Here is a 16,333-nt window from a genome sequence, read left to right as displayed (position 1 = left end):
GGCCCGCGGCGGCATGGTCAGGCGGCCTTCGGCCGCTCGCCCAGCCCCGTCAGGAAAACCTCGATGCAGCGCCGGGCATGGCCGATCCGCTGCTCGCTGCTGAGAAGCGAGTCGCCCGGGTAGCGTTTCACCAGAACGCCGAACACCATGTCCATCAGCATGCGGGCCGCGGCTTGCGGCGGGAAGGGCCGCAGCACGCCGCGCGCCTGCTGCTCGCCGAGCCATTCCGCCAGCAGCTGCAGCGCCGCCTGCGCACCTTCCAGCGCGATGGCCTCGCCGATCTCCGGATAGCGGCCGGCATCGGCCAGCGCGAGGCGGATGAAGGCGAGGCGCTCGCGGTTCTCGGCTTCATCGATCTCCAGCCTGAAGATCGCTGCCAGCGCCTCGGCCGGCGGAAGTCCATCGTCGGGGCGCGGCAGGGCGAGCATGGTGCGCCGGTGGTCGGCGACCATCGCCTTGAACAGGTCGATCTTGGCCGGGAACAGGCGGTAGAGCGTCTTCTTCGAAATGCCGCAGCGCGCGGCCACCGCATCCATCGTTGTGCCGCCATATCCGACATCGAGAAAAAGCTCGCAGGCGATGGCGAGGATACGCTGGCGCTCTTCGGAATCGGGTCGCTGCTTGGGCCGTCCGCGGGCTCGCACCGGCCCGCCATCGCCCGCCCGAATATCGTGATCAATCATTAACCGTCACTCCCGGGAAACATCTTTGGGTTTGACAGCCCGAGAAATCAAGCGTTAAGAAACCCAAGAGTTTCCAAAAAGAGACACCGCATGTCCCGTCACCGCTCCGTCCCCGTTCGGCCGATGCTCCTCGCAGGGGCCGCCGTGCTCGGCATCGCTCTGTCCGGCTGCAATAGCGAGAAGGCCGCCGCACCGCCGCCCCAGCCCCAGGCTCAGGTCAGCGTGGTCGTGCTACGGTCGAAACCCGTCGCCATCAGCGCCGAATTGCCCGGCCGCGTCGCCGCGAGCCTCGTCGCCGAGGTGCGCCCGCAGGTCGGCGGTCTCGTCAAGACGCGCCTGTTCCGCGAGGGCAGCGAGGTCAAGGCCGGCGATCTGCTCTACGAGATCGACCCCGCCCCCTATCAGGCGGCGCTCGACAGTGCCGAAGCCGCGCTCGCCCGTGCCGAAGCCGCGGTGCCAAACGCCCAGGCCAAGGTCGACCGCTATCGCGACCTGATCCGCCAGAACGCCATCAGCAAGCAGGAAAACGACGATGCCGTCGCCGCGCTCGCCCAGGCCCGGGCCGATGTCGCCTCCGCCCGAGCGAGCCTCGATACGGCCCGCATCAATCTCGGCTTCACCAAGGTCACCGCACCGATCGGCGGCCGCGTCGACCGCTCGACGCTGACGCCCGGCGCGCTGGTGACCGCCAACCAGACCACGGCCCTGACCACGATCCGGCAGCTCCACCCGATCAATGTCGACGTCATCCAGTCCAGCACCAACCTGCTGAAGTTCCGCAGCGCGGTGGCCGAGGGGCGGCTGCGTTTCACCGGGCCGAACGTCGCGGTGAAGCTCAAGCTCGATACCGGTGCCGAATACGCGCAGAGCGGCAAGCTCGAATTCGCCGAGGCCAATGTCGACGAGACCACCGGCACCTTCACGGTGCGGGCCGAATTCCCCAATCCCGACCGCCTCCTGCTGCCCGGCATGTTCGTGCGCGCCGTCATCCAGGAAGGCATCGCCGAGAACAGCTTCCTGGTCCCGCAGCGCGCCGTCGGCCGCAACACGAAGGGCGAGGCGACGGCGAAGTTCGTCGGGGCCGATGGCAAGGTCGAGGAGCGCGTGCTCGCGACGTCGCGCAATGTCGGCAACAACTGGCTGGTCGAGCAGGGCGTGAAGGACGGCGACCGCGTCATCGTTGAGGGCGCCCAGCTCGTGCGCGCCGGCCAGGCCGTGACCGGCAACGAGGTCACGATCGACGAGGCCAGCGGCGAGCTCAAGGCCGCCAACCGCCAGGCCGCGCTGCCGGCCGGCCAGGCTCCCGGCCAGACCGCGAAGAACTGAGCGCCATGTCCCGTTTCTTCATCGAGCGCCCGATCTTTGCCTGGGTCGTGGCCATCGTCATCATGCTGGCGGGCCTGCTCGCCCTGCGCACCCTGCCGGTCTCGCAATACCCGCAGATCGCGCCGACGACCGTCAGCATCAGCGCGAGCTATCCCGGTGCCGACGCCCAGACGGTCGAGAATTCGGTGACGAAGGTCATCGAGCAGGGCATGACCGGCGTCGACAACCTGCAATACATGTCGGCGACCTCGACCTCCTCGGGCCAGGCGACGATCACGCTGACCTTCACCAGCGGCGCCGACCCGGACGTCGCGCAGATGCAGGTGCAGAACAAGCTGCAGCTCGTCACCGCGCAATTGCCCCAGACCGTGCAGAACACCGGCATCACCGTCGCCAAGGCCTCGAGCGGCTTCCTGATGGTCGCCGCCTTCGTCTCGCGCGACGGGCGGATGTCTACCAACGACCTCGCCGATTATGTCGATTCCACCCTCAACGACACGCTCAAGCGCGTGCCGGGCGTCGGCTCGACCCAGCTCTTCGGCGCGGGCTATGCGATGCGGATCTGGCTCGATCCCGACCGGCTGCAGAAATACGCGCTGATGCCGAGCGACGTGGTCACGGCGATCCAGGCCCAGAACGTCCAAGTCTCGGCCGGCCAGCTCGGCGGCCTGCCCCAGGTCAGGGGCCAGCAACTCAACGCCACCGTCACCGCCGTCAGCCGCCTCCAGACCGTCGGGCAGTTCGAGAACATCATCCTCAAGAGCGGCTCGTCGGGCTCGATCGTGCGGCTGAACGACGTCGCCCGCGTCGAGCTCGGCGCCAAGGACTACACCACCGCCACCCGCTACAACGGCTCGCCCGCGACCGGTCTCGCGGTCAATCTCGCCACCGGCGCCAATGCGCTCAACACCGCCGCGGCGGTGAAGGCGACGATCGACCGCCTCAAGCCGACGCTGCCCGAGGGCATCGACGTCGTCTATCCCTTCGACACCACGCCCTTCGTGCAGGTCTCGATCGAGAAGGTCGTCCACACGCTGTTCGAGGCGATCATCCTCGTCTTCATCGTGATGTACGTCTTCCTGCAGAATTTCCGCGCGACGCTGATCCCGATGATCACCGTCCCGGTCGTGCTGCTCGGCACCTTCGGTGTGCTCGCGGTGGCCGGCTACTCCGTCAACACGCTGACCATGTTTGCGATGGTGCTCGCCATCGGCCTGCTCGTCGACGACGCCATCGTCGTCGTCGAGAACGTCGAGCGCGTGATGCAGGAGGAGAAGCTCTTGCCCAAGGAGGCGACCATCAAGTCGATGGGCGAGATCACCGGCGCGCTGATCGGCATCGCCACCGTGCTCTCGGCGGTCTTCGTGCCGATGGCGTTCTTCGGCGGCTCGGTCGGCATCATCTACCGGCAGTTCTCGATCACCATCGTCACCGCGATGGCGCTGTCGGTCGTCACGGCGCTGATCCTGACGCCGGCGCTCTGCGCCACCATGCTCAAGCCCGCCGGCGAGCATGCCGCGCGCACCGGCCCCTTCGGCTGGTTCAACCGCGGCTTCGACAAGACGCTGAACGGCTATGCGGCCGGCGTCGCCGGCATGATCGCGCGGCCGATGCGCTTCATGCTGGTCTTCCTGCTGATCGGCGGCGGCATGGCCTATCTGTTCGCGCGGCTGCCCACCTCCTTCCTGCCCGACGAGGACCAGGGCGTCCTCTTCACCATCGTCCAGCTGCCCGCGGGCGCGACGCAGGACCGCACGCTCGCCGTGCTCGACCAGGTCCGGCGGCATTACCAGGAGCAGGAAAAGGACCTCGTCGAGGGGGTGCTGACGGTGACCGGCTTCAGCTTCAGCGGCGCGGGCCAGAATGTCGGCATCGCCTTCGTCCGGCTCAAGCCTTTCGAGGAGCGCGTCGGCAAGCAGGCCACCGCCCAGGCTGTCGCGGGGCGCGCCATGGGCGCCTTCCGCGGCATCAAGGACGGCATGGTCTTCGCGCTCGCCCCGCCCTCGATCCAGGGCTTCGGCAACAGCGCCGGCTTCGAATTCTACCTGCAGGACGTCGCCGGCGCCGGCCATGCCCGGCTGATGGAGGTGCGCAACCAGCTGCTCGGCATGGCCGCGCAGAATCCGTCGCTGACAGGCACGCGCCCCAACGGCCAGGAGGACACGCCGCAATACGCCGTCGAGATCGACCAGGAGAAGGCGAGCGCGCTCACCCTCTCGCTCGGCGACATCAACACCACGCTCTCGACCGCCTGGGGCTCGGCCTATGTCAACGACTTCATCGACCGCGGCCGCGTGAAATCGGTCTATGTCCAGTCCGATGCGCCGTTCCGGATGCAGCCGGAGGATATCGGCCGCTGGTATGTCCGCAACAGCGGCGGCGCGATGGTGCCGTTCTCGGCCTTCGCCACGGGCCACTGGACCTATGGCTCGCCGCGGCTCGAGCGCTACAACGGCGCCTCGGCCGTCAACATCCAGGGCGCGGCGGCCGCCGGCATCAGCTCCGGCGCGGCGATGGACCAGATCGATGCCATCGCCCAGAAGCTGCCGGCCGGCTTCAACCATGAATGGACCGGCCTGTCCTATCAGGAGCGGCTCTCGGGCAGCCAGGCGACGGCGCTCTATGCGCTGGCCATGCTGGTCGTGTTCCTCTGCCTCGCGGCGCTCTACGAGAGTTGGTCGGTGCCGTTCGCGGTGATGCTCTCGGTGCCGATCGGCATCTTCGGCGCGCTCGCCGCGGCGACGCTCTTCGGCCAGAGCAACGACGTCTATTTCAAGGTCGGCCTGCTCACCACCATCGGCCTGGCGGCCAAGAACGCGATCCTGATCGTCGAATTCGCGATCGAGCAGGAGGCGGCCGGCAAGAGCCTGGTCGAGGCGACGGTCGATGCCGCCCGCCAGCGCCTGCGCCCGATCCTGATGACCTCCTTCGCCTTCATCCTCGGCGTGCTGCCGCTGGCGATCGCGACCGGCGCGGGCTCCGGCAGCCAGAACGCGATCGGCATCGGCGTCATGGGCGGCATGATCGCCGCCACCGTGCTCGGCGTGTTCTTCGTGCCGCTGCTCTATGTCATCGTCGCCGGAACGGTGCGGCGCTGGCGCAAGGCGCCGGCCGCAAAGCCGGCCGAGGCGACCATCGAGGCGCATTGAGATGACACGGATGACCAAGACGCCTCTCGCCGGCCTCGCCCGCTGGGCCGGCATCGGCCTCGTCGCGATGACGATCGCCGGCTGCGCAGTCGGACCGGATTACGCGACGCCCGGCCAGTTGCTGCCCGGGCAGTGGGGCAATGCGCCGAAGACGGCCAGGCCGCTCGATGCGGCCAAGCTCGGCGGCTGGTGGAAGAAGCTCGGCGATCGCCGGCTGAACGAGATCGTCGAGCGCGCGGTCGCCGGCAATCTCGACGTCGCCTCCGCCAAGGCGCGCATCCGCGAGGCCCGCGCCACCCGCCGCCAGGCGATCGGCGCGCTCTTGCCGCAGCTCGACGGCCAGGGCTCGGCGACGCGCTCGCGCTCCTCCGCCGCGACCTCCTCGAGCGGCTCCAACATCACCTCCAGCCTGTATCAGGCCGGTTTCGATGCGAGCTTCGAGCTCGATCTCTTCGGCGCGAACTACCGCAATGTCGAGGCGGCGACCTATGGCGTCGATGCCGCCGACGAGGATCTGCGCGCGACCCTGCTGACGCTGATCGGCGATGTCGCGACCAACTACACCGAAGCCCGTGGCGCGCAGGCGCGCATCGCGCTCGCCCGTCGCACCGCCGCCTCCCAGCGCGAGACCGAGCGGCTGACGCGCAACCGCTTCACCGCCGGCACAGCCTCGGCCCTGGACGCGGAGCGCGCCGCCGCCCAGGCCGCGACGACCGAGGCCGCGATCCCGACGCTCGAGGCCTCCTATGCGCAGAGCCTGCACCAGCTCGGCATCCTGACCGGCGAGGCGCCGACCGCGCTCGCCGGCCTCCTCGGTGCCGGCGGTCCCATCCCCGCCGCGCGCGGGACGCCGCCGGCCGGCATCCCCGCGGATGTGCTCGTCAACCGCCCCGACGTCCGCCGCGCCGAGCGCCAGCTCGCCCAGTCGACGGCCAGGATCGGCCAGGCGGAAGCGGCGCTCTATCCGAGCGTCAGCCTGACCGGAGCCATCAGCACGACTGCGCTGAAGACCGGCGACCTCGCCAAGAACTCCTCGATCGGCTGGTCCTTCGGCCCGACCTTGAGCGTGCCGATCTTCAATGGCGGCGAATTGCGCGCGGCCGTCGAGGTCGCGGAGGCGCAGCGCGACCAGTCCGACGCGGCACTGCGGCTTGCGGTTCTGACCGCGCTGCAGGATGTCGAGAATTCGCTGGTCAACCTCGCCAAGGAGCGCCAGCGCGCCGGAAAGCTCTCGGCCGCCGCCACCTCCTATCGCGAGGCGGCCAGGCTCTCGCGCACGCTCTACCAGTCAGGCTCGGCGAGCTTCCTCGACGTGCTCGACGCCGAGCGCTCGCTCTACAGCGCCGAGGACACGCTGCTGCAGAGCCGCATCGCCGCGACCTCCAACTTCGTTTCGCTCAACAAGGCGCTGGGCGGGGGCTGGGACAAGCCGGTCGAGGTCGAGCGCAAGCGCGTCGTCGACGTCGCCACCGGCCCGCATCCGCGCGCCGCCTACTGAGGCGTACTCTGCTCGCTGGCGGCGGCCAACGCGCGGATCGCTGCCGTCACCGTCTCGACGAACCCCAGCGCCAGTGGCGAGCGGAACCGCCCCGCCGGCCAGACCACGCCGATGTCGTAGAGCACCTCCGGGCGGAAGGGGCGGGTGACGATGCCCCGGCCGCGATACTCCGCCGCCGTGTAGGGATCGACGATTCCCACACCGGCCCCCGACGCCACCAGCGAGCAGGCGATCATCGACAGCGGCGTCTCGACCTTGATCGGCCGCGTGACCCGCGCGGCCGAGAACAGGGCGTCGGTCCGGTAGCGCCACTGCGTCGAGCCGGCGAGCGAGACGAAGGGCTCGCCGATGAAATCCAGCGGCTCGAGGACGGCCTTCTCGCAGAGGCGGTGGCCCTCCGGCAGCACGGCCACGGCCGGCACGGAGGGCAACTGCTCCACATCGATATGCGGGAAATCGAGCGGATACTGCGCGAAGCCGATGTCGCAGAAACCGGTCGCGACCCAGTCGACCACCTGCGAGGAGATGCTGCCGTAGATCGCGATTTCGAGACCCGGCTTGTCCTTCATATAGGCGGCCACCAGCCGCGGCAGGAATCCGACGTTGAAGGTCGGCAGGGCCGCGATCCGCAGGCTGCCCGACAGCCCCTCGCGCAGGTTGCGGGCGGTGTTCTCGATCTGCTCGAGCCCGACGAACTGCCGCTCGACCTCGCGGTATAACGACAGCGCTTCGTTGGTCGGCACCAACCGCGTTCCGCGCCGCTCGAACAGCGTCAGACCGAGCACATACTGCAGATCATGGATCAATCGCGTCACGGCGGGCTGGCTGATATTCAGCGCCTTTGCCGCCGAAGTCACGCCGCCGGTGACGATCACGGTTCGAAAGGCTTCGATCTGGCGGGGATTCAGCATGGCTTTCCAAGCACAAAGCCGATTCATAACATTTGAGTATGGATTGCGCGAATCATTCGATTTGACCCGTTACAATCTGTCGCAGAACCTTCACGGATCACTCGCAAAAATGAGGAGGGGTTCATGAAGTTCTCTTGGGTCGGATTGCTGCTGACGACGACGGCGCTGGCGACGTCCGGTGCGGCCATGGCGCAGCAGAAGACGATGTATGTCGCCGGCTATGGCGGCTCCTACGAGCAGACCATGCGCAAGGAGGTCATTCCGGTCTTCGAGAAGCAGGCCAACGTCAAGATCGAATACGTCGCCGGCAATTCCACCGACACCCTCGCCAAGCTCCAGGCCCAGAAGGGCAACCAGCAGATCGACGTCGCCATCGTCGATGACGGCCCGGCCTACCAGGCGGTCGCGCTCGGCTTCTGCGGCACGCTGACCGACGGCCCCGTCTACAAGGACGTCGCCCCGGTGATGAAGTTCAAGTCCAACAAGGGCGTCGGCCTCGGCCTGGTCGCCACGGGCCTGTTCTACAACACCAAGGTCTTCGCCGAGAACAAGTGGCCGGCGCCGACTTCCTGGAACGACCTGAAGTCGAAGACCTATGGCAAGAAGATCGTCACCCCGCCGATCAACAACACCTACGGCCTGCACGCCCTGATCGCGATGGCGCAGATCGGCGGCGGCGGCGAGGCCAATATCGAGCCGGGCTTCAAGACCTTCAAGGACGAGATCAACCCCAACATCATCGCCTATGAGCCGTCGCCGGCGAAGATGACCGAACTGTTCCAGAACGGCCAGGCCGTCATGGGCGTCTGGGGCTCCGGTCGCGTCAAGGCCTTCGCCGATACCGGCTTCCCGGTCGAGTTCGTCTATCCGAAGGAAGGCAGCTTCGCGCTCGGCGTGGCCGCCTGCCCGGTCGAAGGCGCCAAGAACCCGGCCGAGGCCAACGCCTTCATCCAGTTCATGCTCTCGCCTGCGATCCAGAAGATCATGGCGGTCGGCGCCGGCTTCGGCCCCGCCAACACGACCGTGACGCTGACCAAGGACGAGCAGAAGGGCCTGCCCTATGGCGACGAGGTGAAGCAGCTCAAAGCCGTCGACTGGGACATCGCCAACGCCAAGCGCGAGGAATGGACGAGGCGCTGGAACCGCGAGATCGAGCGGTAAGGTCGGTTCGCTCACGAACCTCACCGTCATCCCGGACGCAGCGAAGCGGAGATCCGGGATCCATCACAGGGCGCGTCGCGTCCTAGGATGGATCCCGGGTCAAGCCCGGGATGACGGGCGTGCTTCCGCGACCTCATTCACGAAATCAGCAAGACACCCATGTCCCATCTCGTTCTCGATGGCCTGACCACGCGCTTCGGCGGCTTCACCGCCGTCGACGCCATGAACCTCTCCGTCGGGCGCGGCGAATTCGTTTCGCTGCTCGGCCCGTCGGGCTGCGGCAAGACCACGACACTGCAGATGATCGCCGGCTTCGTCGAGGTCGATGGCGGCGGCATCCGGCTCGACGGCACCGATCTCGTCTCGGTCGCGCCCAACAAGCGCGGTCTCGGCATCGTCTTCCAGAGCTATGCGCTGTTTCCGCACATGACGGTCGCGGAGAACATCGCCTTCGGGCTCGAGATGCGCGACGTGCCAAAAGCCGATCGCGACAGGCGCACGCTGGAGGCGATGGAACTCGTCGGCCTCAAGGGCTTCGCCGACCGCTATCCGCGCCGCATGTCGGGCGGCCAGCAGCAGCGCGTGGCGCTGGCCCGCGCCCTGGTGATCAAGCCGGCGCTGCTCCTGCTCGACGAGCCGCTTTCCAACCTCGACGCCAAGCTGCGCGAGGAGATGCAGGGCGAACTGCGTCAGATCCAGCGCTCGATCGGCACCACCACGATCCTCGTCACCCACGACCAGCACGAGGCGATGGCGCTCTCGGACCGCATCGTGCTGATGAACCAGGGCCGCATCGAGCAGATCGGCGCGCCGCATGAGGTCTATGACCGGCCGGCCAGCGCCTTCGTCGCGAGCTTCCTCGGCAAGACCAATGTGCTCGCCGCCACCGGCGACGGGGAGGGCACGGTCACCGTCGGAGGCCTCGTCATGCCGTTGCCGGGCGCCGGCAAGGGGCCGCTGCTGCTCGCCGTCAGGCCCGAGCGCCTGACCTTCGCACAAGCCGGCGAGCCCGGCCTCGAGGCCCGCATCACCGGCCGCATCTTCCAGGGGGCGCACTGGCAGTTCAGCGCCGAGAGCGCCGCCGGCGCGCTGACCCTGATGCGCGGCAATGACGGCGCGGCTGTGCCGGGCGAGGGCGAGACGGTGCGGCTGCGGTTCTCGGCCGCCGACGCGGCCGTGCTGCCCGCGGGAGCGGCGGCATGAGCGGCCTCGTCACGCAGCGCAACGCGCCCTTCCTGCTGACCGGGCCGGCGCTGCTGGTCTTCCTCGGGCTGGTGATCATCCCGCTGGGAATGACCGTGCTGCTCTCCTTCTACGATTGGGGGCAGTACAAGGGCATCGTCCCGGAATTCACGCTGAAGAACTGGATCGAGGTCTTCACCGATTCCTACTTCTTCGAAATCTTCATGCGGACCTTCCGCATCGCTTTCCTCGTGACGCTGGCGGCGATCCTCATCGGCGTCCCCGAGGCCTATATCCTCAACCGGATGTCGCCGGCCTGGCGCAGCGCCTTCCTGCTCGTGATCATCGGCCCGCTTTTGGTCTCGGTCGTGGCGCGGACGCTGGGCTGGGCCCTGCTGCTGGGCTCGACCGGGCTCGTCAATCAGGGCCTGATCGCGCTCGGCCTGATCAAGACGCCGCTCGAATTCATGTTCACCGAGACCGGCGTCGTCATCGCGCTGATCCATGTGCTGATCCCCTTCATGATCCTCGCGGTCTGGGCCTCGCTGCAGCGGCTCGACCCGCAGATCGAGAATGCGGCGCTCTCGCTCGGCGCCGGCCGCATCACGATCTGGCGACGTGTGATCCTGCCGCAGATCGTGCCGGGCATTCTCTCGGGCTCGATCATCGTCTTCGCCCTGGCGGCGAGCGCCTTCGCCTCGCCTGCGATCATCGGCGGGCGCCGGCTGAAGGTCGCCTCGACGCTCGCCTATGACGAGTTCCTGAACACGCTGAACTGGCCGCTCGGCGCCGCGGTGGCGACGCTGCTGCTCGTCGCGCTCGTGCTGATCACCGTCGGCTCCAACCGCCTGATCGAGCGCCGCTACGCACAGGTGTTCGAATGATCGCCCCGCATCTCCCCGCACTGGTTACACACGCCGTCATCCTGGGCGGAGCGCAGCGCAGACCCGGGATCCATTCCGGAACGCTAGCCGGAGAGGTTCCGGCATGGATCCCGGGTCTCCCTTCGGTCACCCGGGATGACGTCGAGCTGGACGGGCCGCACCAGGCCGGGGGCCGCCGCTCATGAGGCGCAACGGCCCACTCGCCCTGATCTTCCACGGGCTCTTCGTCATCTTCATGCTGGCGCCGCTGCTGATCGTCTGCGTCGTCGCCTTCACGCCCGAGGGCTATCTCTCGCTGCCGACGCGCGGCCCGAGTCTGCGCTGGTTCAGGGCGATCTTCGATTACCCTGAGTTCATCCGCGCCTTCCGCGACTCGCTCTGGCTGGCGGCTTTGTCCTCGACCATCGCGATCATGCTTGCGGTGCCGGCCGCGCTCGCCATCGCACGCTACCGCTTCCCCGGACGCGAGGCGATCACGGCGCTGTTCATGTCGCCGCTGATGGTGCCGCATGTCGTGCTCGGCATCGCCTTCCTGCGCTTCTTCACGCAGATCGGCATCTCCGGCACCTTCGTCGGGCTGGTGCTGAGCCACATCATCGTGGTCATCCCCTTCGCGCTGCGTCTCGTCCTGGCAGCCTCCTATGGCATCGACCGCCGCATCGAGCATGCCGCGATCTCGCTCGGCGCCGGCACGGCCACGGTCTTCCGCCGGGTGACGCTGCCGCTGATCCTGCCGGGTGTCGTCTCCGGCTGGCTCTTGGCGGCGATCAACTCCTTCGACGAGGTCACGATGACGGTGTTCATCGCCTCGCCGGCCACCGTGACGCTGCCGGTGCGCATGTTCCTCTACATCCAGGACAACATCGATCCGCTGATCGCGGCCGTCTCCGCCTGCCTCATCGCCATGACCGCGATCCTGCTCTTCGCGCTCGACCGGCTGTTCGGGCTCGACCGCCTCTTCGTCGGATCCGGAAAGGGCTGAGAGCCGTGACGGTTCAGAACGGGAATTCCGAAACCGACATCGTCGTGGTCGGCGGCGGGGTCGTCGGCGGCGCCATGGCGCTCGGCCTGGCGCGCGGCGGCGCCCGCGTCACCGTCCTCGACGAGGGCGACGTCGCCTTCCGCGCCTCGCGGGGGAACTTCGCTCTGGTCTGGGTCCAGTCCAAGGGGCTGGGCATGCCGGACTACGCGATGTGGTCGCGCCGGTCGGCCGAGCAATGGCACGCTCTCGCCCGCGTGCTGCACGAGGACACCGGCATCGATGTCGCCCACAGCCAGCCCGGCGGCTTCATGCTCTGCCTGTCCGAGGCCGAACTGGAGCAGCGCCGCCAGACCATGCAGCGGCTGCACAACCAGATGTCGCTGAGCGACTTCCCCTATGAGATCCTCGACCATGACGAGACGAAGCGCCGCCTGCCCGACATCGGGAAGGATGTGGTCGGCTCGGTCTACAGCCCGCTCGACGGCCATGTGAATTCGCTCAAGCTGTTCCGGGCGCTGCGCGACGCCAGCGCGCGCCGCGGGGTCGACTATCGCCCCAACTGCACGGTCGACAGCATCACCTCGGACGCGGGCGGCTTCCGGCTGAAGGGCGCTTTCGGCGAGATCGCGGCCGGCAAGGTCGTGCTGGCGGCCGGCCTCGGCAATGCGCGGCTCGCGCCCATGGTCGGGCTTGATGCGCCGGTGAAGCCGAGCAAGGGCCAGATCATCGTCACCGAGAAGACGGATGCCTTCCTGCACAACCCGATGGTGACGATCCGCCAGACCGACGAGGGCGGCATCATGATCGGCGACAGCCAGGAGGATCGCGGCTTCGACACCGTCGTCGGTCAGCCGATCCTCTCGGTCATGGCCGAGCGCGCGGTCCGCATGTTCCCGCGGCTGGCGGGCTTGAACGTGGTGCGCTCCTGGTCGGCGCTGCGGGTGATGAGCCCGGACGGCTTCCCGATCTACGACCAGTCGCTCAGCCATCCCGGCGCCTTCGTCGTCACCTGCCATTCCGGCGTGACGCTCGCCGCCAACCATGTCCTGACGCTCGCCCCCGCCATTCTCGCAGGGGGGCTGCCGGACACGCTCGATGCCTTTTCCGCACGGAGGTTCCATGTTCCGGCTCATGCATGAGGCGAAGCCGGCCGAGGCGCTCGGCTTCACCTTCGACGGGCGCGCCCTGACGGCGCGCGCCGGCGACACGGTCGCGGCGGCGCTGCTCGCCAACGGCATCCAGGCCTGCCGCCAGACACCGGTCTCGGGCGCCGACCGCGGGCCCTATTGCATGATGGGCGTCTGCTTCGAATGCCTCGTCGTCATCGACGGCGTCGGCAACCGCCAGGGCTGCCTCGTGCCCCTGCGCGAGGGCATGCGGATCGAGACCCAGGCCGGGCGCCGCCATCCCGACGGGGGCTAGTCATGATCACGATCGAGACGATCGGCCAGGTCGCCGAGCATTACGACATCGCCGTGGTCGGCGCCGGCCCGGCCGGGCTCGCGGCCGCTTCGCGCGCGGCCGAACTCGGCCTTTCCGTGCTGCTGGCCGACGAGAACCCCGCACCCGGCGGCCAGATCTACCGCGCCATCACCACGACGCCGGTGACGAAGCGAGCCGTGCTGGGCGAGGATTACTGGAAAGGCGGGGCGCTGGTCGATCGGCTCAGGCCGACGAACGCCGCCTATGCGCCGGGCTGCACCGTCTGGTCTGTCGCGCCCGACGAAGCCGGCGGCTTCGAGCTCGGCCTCTCGCTCGGAGGCCAGGCCCGGCTGATCGCCGCCGGTCAGGTCATCCTGGCGACAGGTGCGCAGGAGCGGCCCTTCCCGATTCCGGGCTGGACCCTGCCGGGCGTGATGACCGCGGGCGCGGCCCAGATCGCGCTCAAGGCCTCGGGCCTGGTGCCGAGCGGCCGCACCGTCATCGCCGGCTGCGGCCCGTTGCTCTATCTGCTCGCCGGCCAGCTCGCGGCGGCGGGCGCCAACATCGTCGCGGTGCTGGACACCACGCCGCGCCGCAACTGGCTCGCCGCCATCGCGGCGTTTCCCGGCTTCCTGCGCTCGCCCTATCTCGCCAAGGGGCTGAAGCTGATGGCGGCGGCGCGCGGCAGGCTGCCCTTCAAGACCGGCGTCACCGCGCTGGCGGCCGGAGGTTCGGACAAGCTCACGGGCGTGACGGTCACCCGTGGCGGGGCGAGCGAGACCATCCCCTGCGACGCGCTCCTGCTGCACCAGGGTGTCATCCCCGGCATCAACCTCGCGAACGCCGCCGGCTGCGCGCAGCATTTCGACACGGTCCAGCATTGCTGGACGCCGACGGTGGACGACTGGTTCGCCTCCTCGATCCCCGGCATCGCCATCGCCGGCGACGGGGCGGGGATCGGCGGAGCCGAGAGCGCGGCACTGCGCGGCGAGATCGCGGCGCTCGACGCCGCGCGCCGGCTCGGGCGGCTCTCGGAGGCGGAGCGCAACGAAAAGGCCGCACCCACTCAGGCCGAACTCGCCCGCAGCCTGCGCGGCCGCCGCTTCCTCGACCTGCTCTATCGTCCGGCCCCGCAATTCCTCGCGCCCCCGGCGGACGAGACCATCGTCTGCCGCTGCGAGGAGGTCACGGCGGGGCAGATCCGCGACACGGCGCGGCGCCTCGGCGTCACCGGCCCCAACCAGATGAAGGCCTTCCTGCGCTGCGGCATGGGCCCCTGCCAGGGCCGTCTCTGCGGCCCGACCGTGGTCGAGCTGATCGCGCAGGAGCGCGGCGTCTCGGCCGAGGAGACCGGCTATTACCGGCTGCGTCCGCCGGTGAAGCCGGTGACGCTGGCCGAACTGGCGGCGCTGCCGCCGACGGACGCCGCTATCAAAGCGGTGGTGCGGTGAGCGAGGCGCGCCGCAGCGCCGACGTCATCGTCATCGGCGGCGGCATCCATGGCTGCTCGACGGCGATGCATTGCGCGATGCGCGGGCTCTCGGTCATCCTGATCGAGAAGGACCATGCCGGGCGCCATGCCTCCGGCGTCAATGCCGGCGGCGTGCGCCAGCTCGCCCGCCATGTCGCGGAGATCCCGCTCTCCAACACCTCGATGGCGCTCTGGCACCGCATCGAGGACCTGGTCGACGACGATTGCGGCTTCACCTCCGACGGCCAGGTGCTGGTCGCGGAGGACGAGGAAGACCTCGGCAACTGCCGTGCCCGCGTCGATGACCTGACGCTACGCGGCTTCCACCATGAGGAGCTGATCGACGCGGCCGAACTGCGCCGCCTCGTACCCGCGGTCTCCGACGCCTGCCCCGGCGGCGTCGTTTCGCGCCGCGACGGCGCGGCGATCCCGTTACGCGCGACGCAGGCCTTCAAGCGCAAGGCGCAAAGCCTCGGTGCCGACATCCGGGAGGGCGTGCGCGTCACCCGCGTCGCCCGCGATGGCGCCAACTGGCGCGTCGAGACCGATCACGGCGCCTTCCACAGCTCCCGCATCGTCAATGCCGCCGGCGCCTGGGCCGACCGGATCGCGGCTGATCTGGCTGAGCCGGTGCCGCTCGAGGTCATCGCGCCGATGCTGATGATCACGGCGCGGATGCCGGCCTTCATCAAGCCGGTGGTGATCCTGCGCAAGCGCAAGCTCTCCTTCAAGCAGTTCGAGAACGGCACCGTGCTGATCGGCGGCGGCTATCTCGGCCGCGCCATTCGCGACGAGAACCGCACCGTGCTCGACTGGGGCAAGCTCGCCACCAACGCCAAGACCGTCTGGGATCTGTTTCCGATCATGCGCGGCGCACCGATCCTGCGCGCCTGGGCCGGCATCGAGGCCCGCATGCCCGACGATCTGCCCGTTTTCGGCAGGAGCGCCCGGCACGAGGGCGTCTACCACCAGTTCGGCTTCTCGGCCCATGGCTTCCAGCTCGGGCCGGGCGCCGGGGCCGTGATGGCCGAGATCATCGCCACCGGATCGAGCAACGTCCCGATCGACGGGCTCGGCATCGCACGGTTTGCTGTGTCAGCGCAGCCGTGATCGCCTCATCCGCACCCCTCAGCCCTCATCCTGAGGAGCCGCGAAGCGGCGTCTCGAAGGATGAGGGCTCGCGGGCCCCACCCAGTTCATCGTTCACCCCAGGAGAGAAGACCATGACCATCAAGCGCCACATCAAGACCCCGATCCAGAACCGCGTCGTCGAGGCCGGCAATCTCGTCTTCGTCGGCGGCTGCATCGCCGACGACATCACCCAGTCGATGGGCCCGCAGACCCAGAACATCCTGACCAAGATCGAGGGCTATCTCGGCGAGGTCGGGCTCGACCGCAAGGCGATCGTCGCCGCGACGATCTTCGTCACCGATCTGCCGGGCAAGAAGGAGATGGACCCGGTCTGGACCAGCTTCTTCGGCGACGCGCTGCCGACCCGCGCGACCGTCGGCGTCGCCGATCTCGGCGGCGCGCTGATCGAGATCGTCTGCACCGCCAGCCGCGGCTGAGGGCCAACTTGAAACGCGAGTCGTCCCGGGTGCCCGCAGGGTGACCCGGGACCCATTCCGGAACAGTTCAGGAATGGATCCCGGATCTCCGCTTCG

At 68.6% G+C, this 16,333-nt stretch carries 14 protein-coding genes; 12 read left to right on the top strand and 2 right to left on the bottom strand.

Annotated elements, in window-relative coordinates; all coding sequences use genetic code 11:
• Positions 1 to 17: 17 nt before the first annotated feature.
• Entirely contained in the window at positions 18 to 683 is a 666-nt protein-coding gene (locus Q8M82_RS12540) for a TetR/AcrR family transcriptional regulator (RefSeq protein ID WP_305691683.1), read from the bottom strand.
• A gap of 90 nt (positions 684 to 773) precedes the next feature.
• Here Q8M82_RS12540 and Q8M82_RS12535 point away from each other — a divergent pair, with 90 nt between their 5' ends.
• From Q8M82_RS12535 to Q8M82_RS12525, 3 genes are read left to right on the top strand one after another with little or no spacing between them, the layout of a single operon-like run.
• Positions 774 to 2,009, top strand: coding sequence for an efflux RND transporter periplasmic adaptor subunit (locus Q8M82_RS12535; protein WP_305691682.1), 1,236 nt, complete (start codon positions 774 to 776; stop codon positions 2,007 to 2,009).
• Positions 2,010 to 2,014: 5 nt separating this feature from the next.
• Positions 2,015 to 5,158 (top strand): efflux RND transporter permease subunit, encoded by a 3,144-nt coding sequence (locus Q8M82_RS12530; RefSeq protein WP_305691681.1) that lies wholly within the window; start codon positions 2,015 to 2,017, stop codon positions 5,156 to 5,158.
• Between the two features lie 10 nt (positions 5,159 to 5,168).
• Positions 5,169 to 6,656 (top strand): efflux transporter outer membrane subunit, encoded by a 1,488-nt coding sequence (locus Q8M82_RS12525; RefSeq protein ID WP_305691680.1) that lies wholly within the window; start codon positions 5,169 to 5,171, stop codon positions 6,654 to 6,656.
• Here the strand turns inward: Q8M82_RS12525 and Q8M82_RS12520 are convergent.
• Positions 6,650 to 7,567, bottom strand: a complete 918-nt coding sequence (locus Q8M82_RS12520; RefSeq protein WP_305691679.1) for a LysR family transcriptional regulator — start codon at positions 7,565 to 7,567, stop codon at positions 6,650 to 6,652. The two genes, Q8M82_RS12525 and Q8M82_RS12520, sit on opposite strands and share 7 nt — an antisense overlap.
• A 123-nt stretch (positions 7,568 to 7,690) precedes the next feature.
• On the opposite strand from Q8M82_RS12520, the gene Q8M82_RS12515 reads away from it, so the two are divergent.
• The 9 genes from Q8M82_RS12515 to Q8M82_RS12475 all read left to right on the top strand — a co-directional run bounded on the left by Q8M82_RS12515 (position 7,691) and on the right by Q8M82_RS12475 (position 16,237).
• Positions 7,691 to 8,728, top strand: a complete 1,038-nt coding sequence (locus tag Q8M82_RS12515; protein ID WP_371126333.1) for an ABC transporter substrate-binding protein — start codon at positions 7,691 to 7,693, stop codon at positions 8,726 to 8,728.
• A gap of 159 nt (positions 8,729 to 8,887) precedes the next feature.
• Entirely contained in the window at positions 8,888 to 9,931 is a 1,044-nt protein-coding gene (locus Q8M82_RS12510) for an ABC transporter ATP-binding protein (protein ID WP_305691678.1), read from the top strand.
• Positions 9,928 to 10,794 carry an ABC transporter permease gene (locus Q8M82_RS12505; RefSeq protein WP_305691677.1) on the top strand — a complete coding sequence of 289 codons (867 nt, stop codon included), beginning with the start codon at positions 9,928 to 9,930 and terminating at the stop codon, positions 10,792 to 10,794. Before Q8M82_RS12510 ends, Q8M82_RS12505 begins: the two co-directional genes overlap by 4 nt.
• Before the next feature lie 181 nt (positions 10,795 to 10,975).
• Positions 10,976 to 11,776 (top strand): ABC transporter permease, encoded by an 801-nt coding sequence (locus Q8M82_RS12500; RefSeq protein WP_305691676.1) that lies wholly within the window; start codon positions 10,976 to 10,978, stop codon positions 11,774 to 11,776.
• A 5-nt stretch (positions 11,777 to 11,781) separates the two neighbouring features.
• Complete coding sequence (locus Q8M82_RS12495) at positions 11,782 to 12,915, top strand: NAD(P)/FAD-dependent oxidoreductase (RefSeq protein ID WP_305691675.1); 1,134 nt, start codon at positions 11,782 to 11,784, stop codon at positions 12,913 to 12,915.
• Positions 12,908 to 13,198, top strand: a complete 291-nt coding sequence (locus Q8M82_RS12490; protein ID WP_371126337.1) for a (2Fe-2S)-binding protein — start codon at positions 12,908 to 12,910, stop codon at positions 13,196 to 13,198. Before Q8M82_RS12495 ends, Q8M82_RS12490 begins: the two co-directional genes overlap by 8 nt.
• A gap of 2 nt (positions 13,199 to 13,200) precedes the next feature.
• Positions 13,201 to 14,649: a (2Fe-2S)-binding protein gene (locus Q8M82_RS12485; RefSeq protein WP_305691673.1), complete on the top strand. Its 1,449-nt coding sequence runs from the start codon at positions 13,201 to 13,203 to the stop codon at positions 14,647 to 14,649.
• A 65-nt stretch (positions 14,650 to 14,714) separates the two neighbouring features.
• Complete coding sequence (locus Q8M82_RS12480) at positions 14,715 to 15,779, top strand: NAD(P)/FAD-dependent oxidoreductase (protein WP_371126336.1); 1,065 nt, start codon at positions 14,715 to 14,717, stop codon at positions 15,777 to 15,779.
• A gap of 113 nt (positions 15,780 to 15,892) precedes the next feature.
• Positions 15,893 to 16,237 (top strand): Rid family hydrolase, encoded by a 345-nt coding sequence (locus Q8M82_RS12475; protein WP_305691671.1) that lies wholly within the window; start codon positions 15,893 to 15,895, stop codon positions 16,235 to 16,237.
• The last annotated feature ends 96 nt before the right edge of the window (positions 16,238 to 16,333 follow it).

The sequence above is a fragment of the Allobosea sp. genome, from assembly GCF_030694325.1.
GTDB lineage: Bacteria > Pseudomonadota > Alphaproteobacteria > Rhizobiales > Beijerinckiaceae > Allobosea.
The sequence above is the reverse complement of the archived record's forward strand: the minus strand, read 5'-3'. Positions and strand labels throughout refer to the sequence as shown.

What these genes read in the sequence shown, in the direction of transcription:
- Q8M82_RS12540 (WP_305691683.1), bottom strand. Translation starts at nt 683, where the DNA reads ATGATTGATCACGATATTCGGGCGGGCGATGGCGGGCCGGTGCGAGCC.
- Q8M82_RS12535 (WP_305691682.1), top strand. Translation starts at nt 774, where the DNA reads ATGTCCCGTCACCGCTCCGTCCCCGTTCGGCCGATGCTCCTCGCAGGG.
- Q8M82_RS12530 (WP_305691681.1), top strand. Translation starts at nt 2,015, where the DNA reads ATGTCCCGTTTCTTCATCGAGCGCCCGATCTTTGCCTGGGTCGTGGCC.
- Q8M82_RS12525 (WP_305691680.1), top strand. Translation starts at nt 5,169, where the DNA reads ATGACCAAGACGCCTCTCGCCGGCCTCGCCCGCTGGGCCGGCATCGGC.
- Q8M82_RS12520 (WP_305691679.1), bottom strand. Translation starts at nt 7,567, where the DNA reads ATGCTGAATCCCCGCCAGATCGAAGCCTTTCGAACCGTGATCGTCACC.
- Q8M82_RS12515 (WP_371126333.1), top strand. Translation starts at nt 7,691, where the DNA reads ATGAAGTTCTCTTGGGTCGGATTGCTGCTGACGACGACGGCGCTGGCG.
- Q8M82_RS12510 (WP_305691678.1), top strand. Translation starts at nt 8,888, where the DNA reads ATGTCCCATCTCGTTCTCGATGGCCTGACCACGCGCTTCGGCGGCTTC.
- Q8M82_RS12505 (WP_305691677.1), top strand. Translation starts at nt 9,928, where the DNA reads ATGAGCGGCCTCGTCACGCAGCGCAACGCGCCCTTCCTGCTGACCGGG.
- Q8M82_RS12500 (WP_305691676.1), top strand. Translation starts at nt 10,976, where the DNA reads ATGAGGCGCAACGGCCCACTCGCCCTGATCTTCCACGGGCTCTTCGTC.
- Q8M82_RS12490 (WP_371126337.1), top strand. Translation starts at nt 12,908, where the DNA reads ATGCATGAGGCGAAGCCGGCCGAGGCGCTCGGCTTCACCTTCGACGGG.
- Q8M82_RS12485 (WP_305691673.1), top strand. Translation starts at nt 13,201, where the DNA reads ATGATCACGATCGAGACGATCGGCCAGGTCGCCGAGCATTACGACATC.
- Q8M82_RS12480 (WP_371126336.1), top strand. Translation starts at nt 14,715, where the DNA reads ATGCATTGCGCGATGCGCGGGCTCTCGGTCATCCTGATCGAGAAGGAC.
- Q8M82_RS12475 (WP_305691671.1), top strand. Translation starts at nt 15,893, where the DNA reads ATGACCATCAAGCGCCACATCAAGACCCCGATCCAGAACCGCGTCGTC.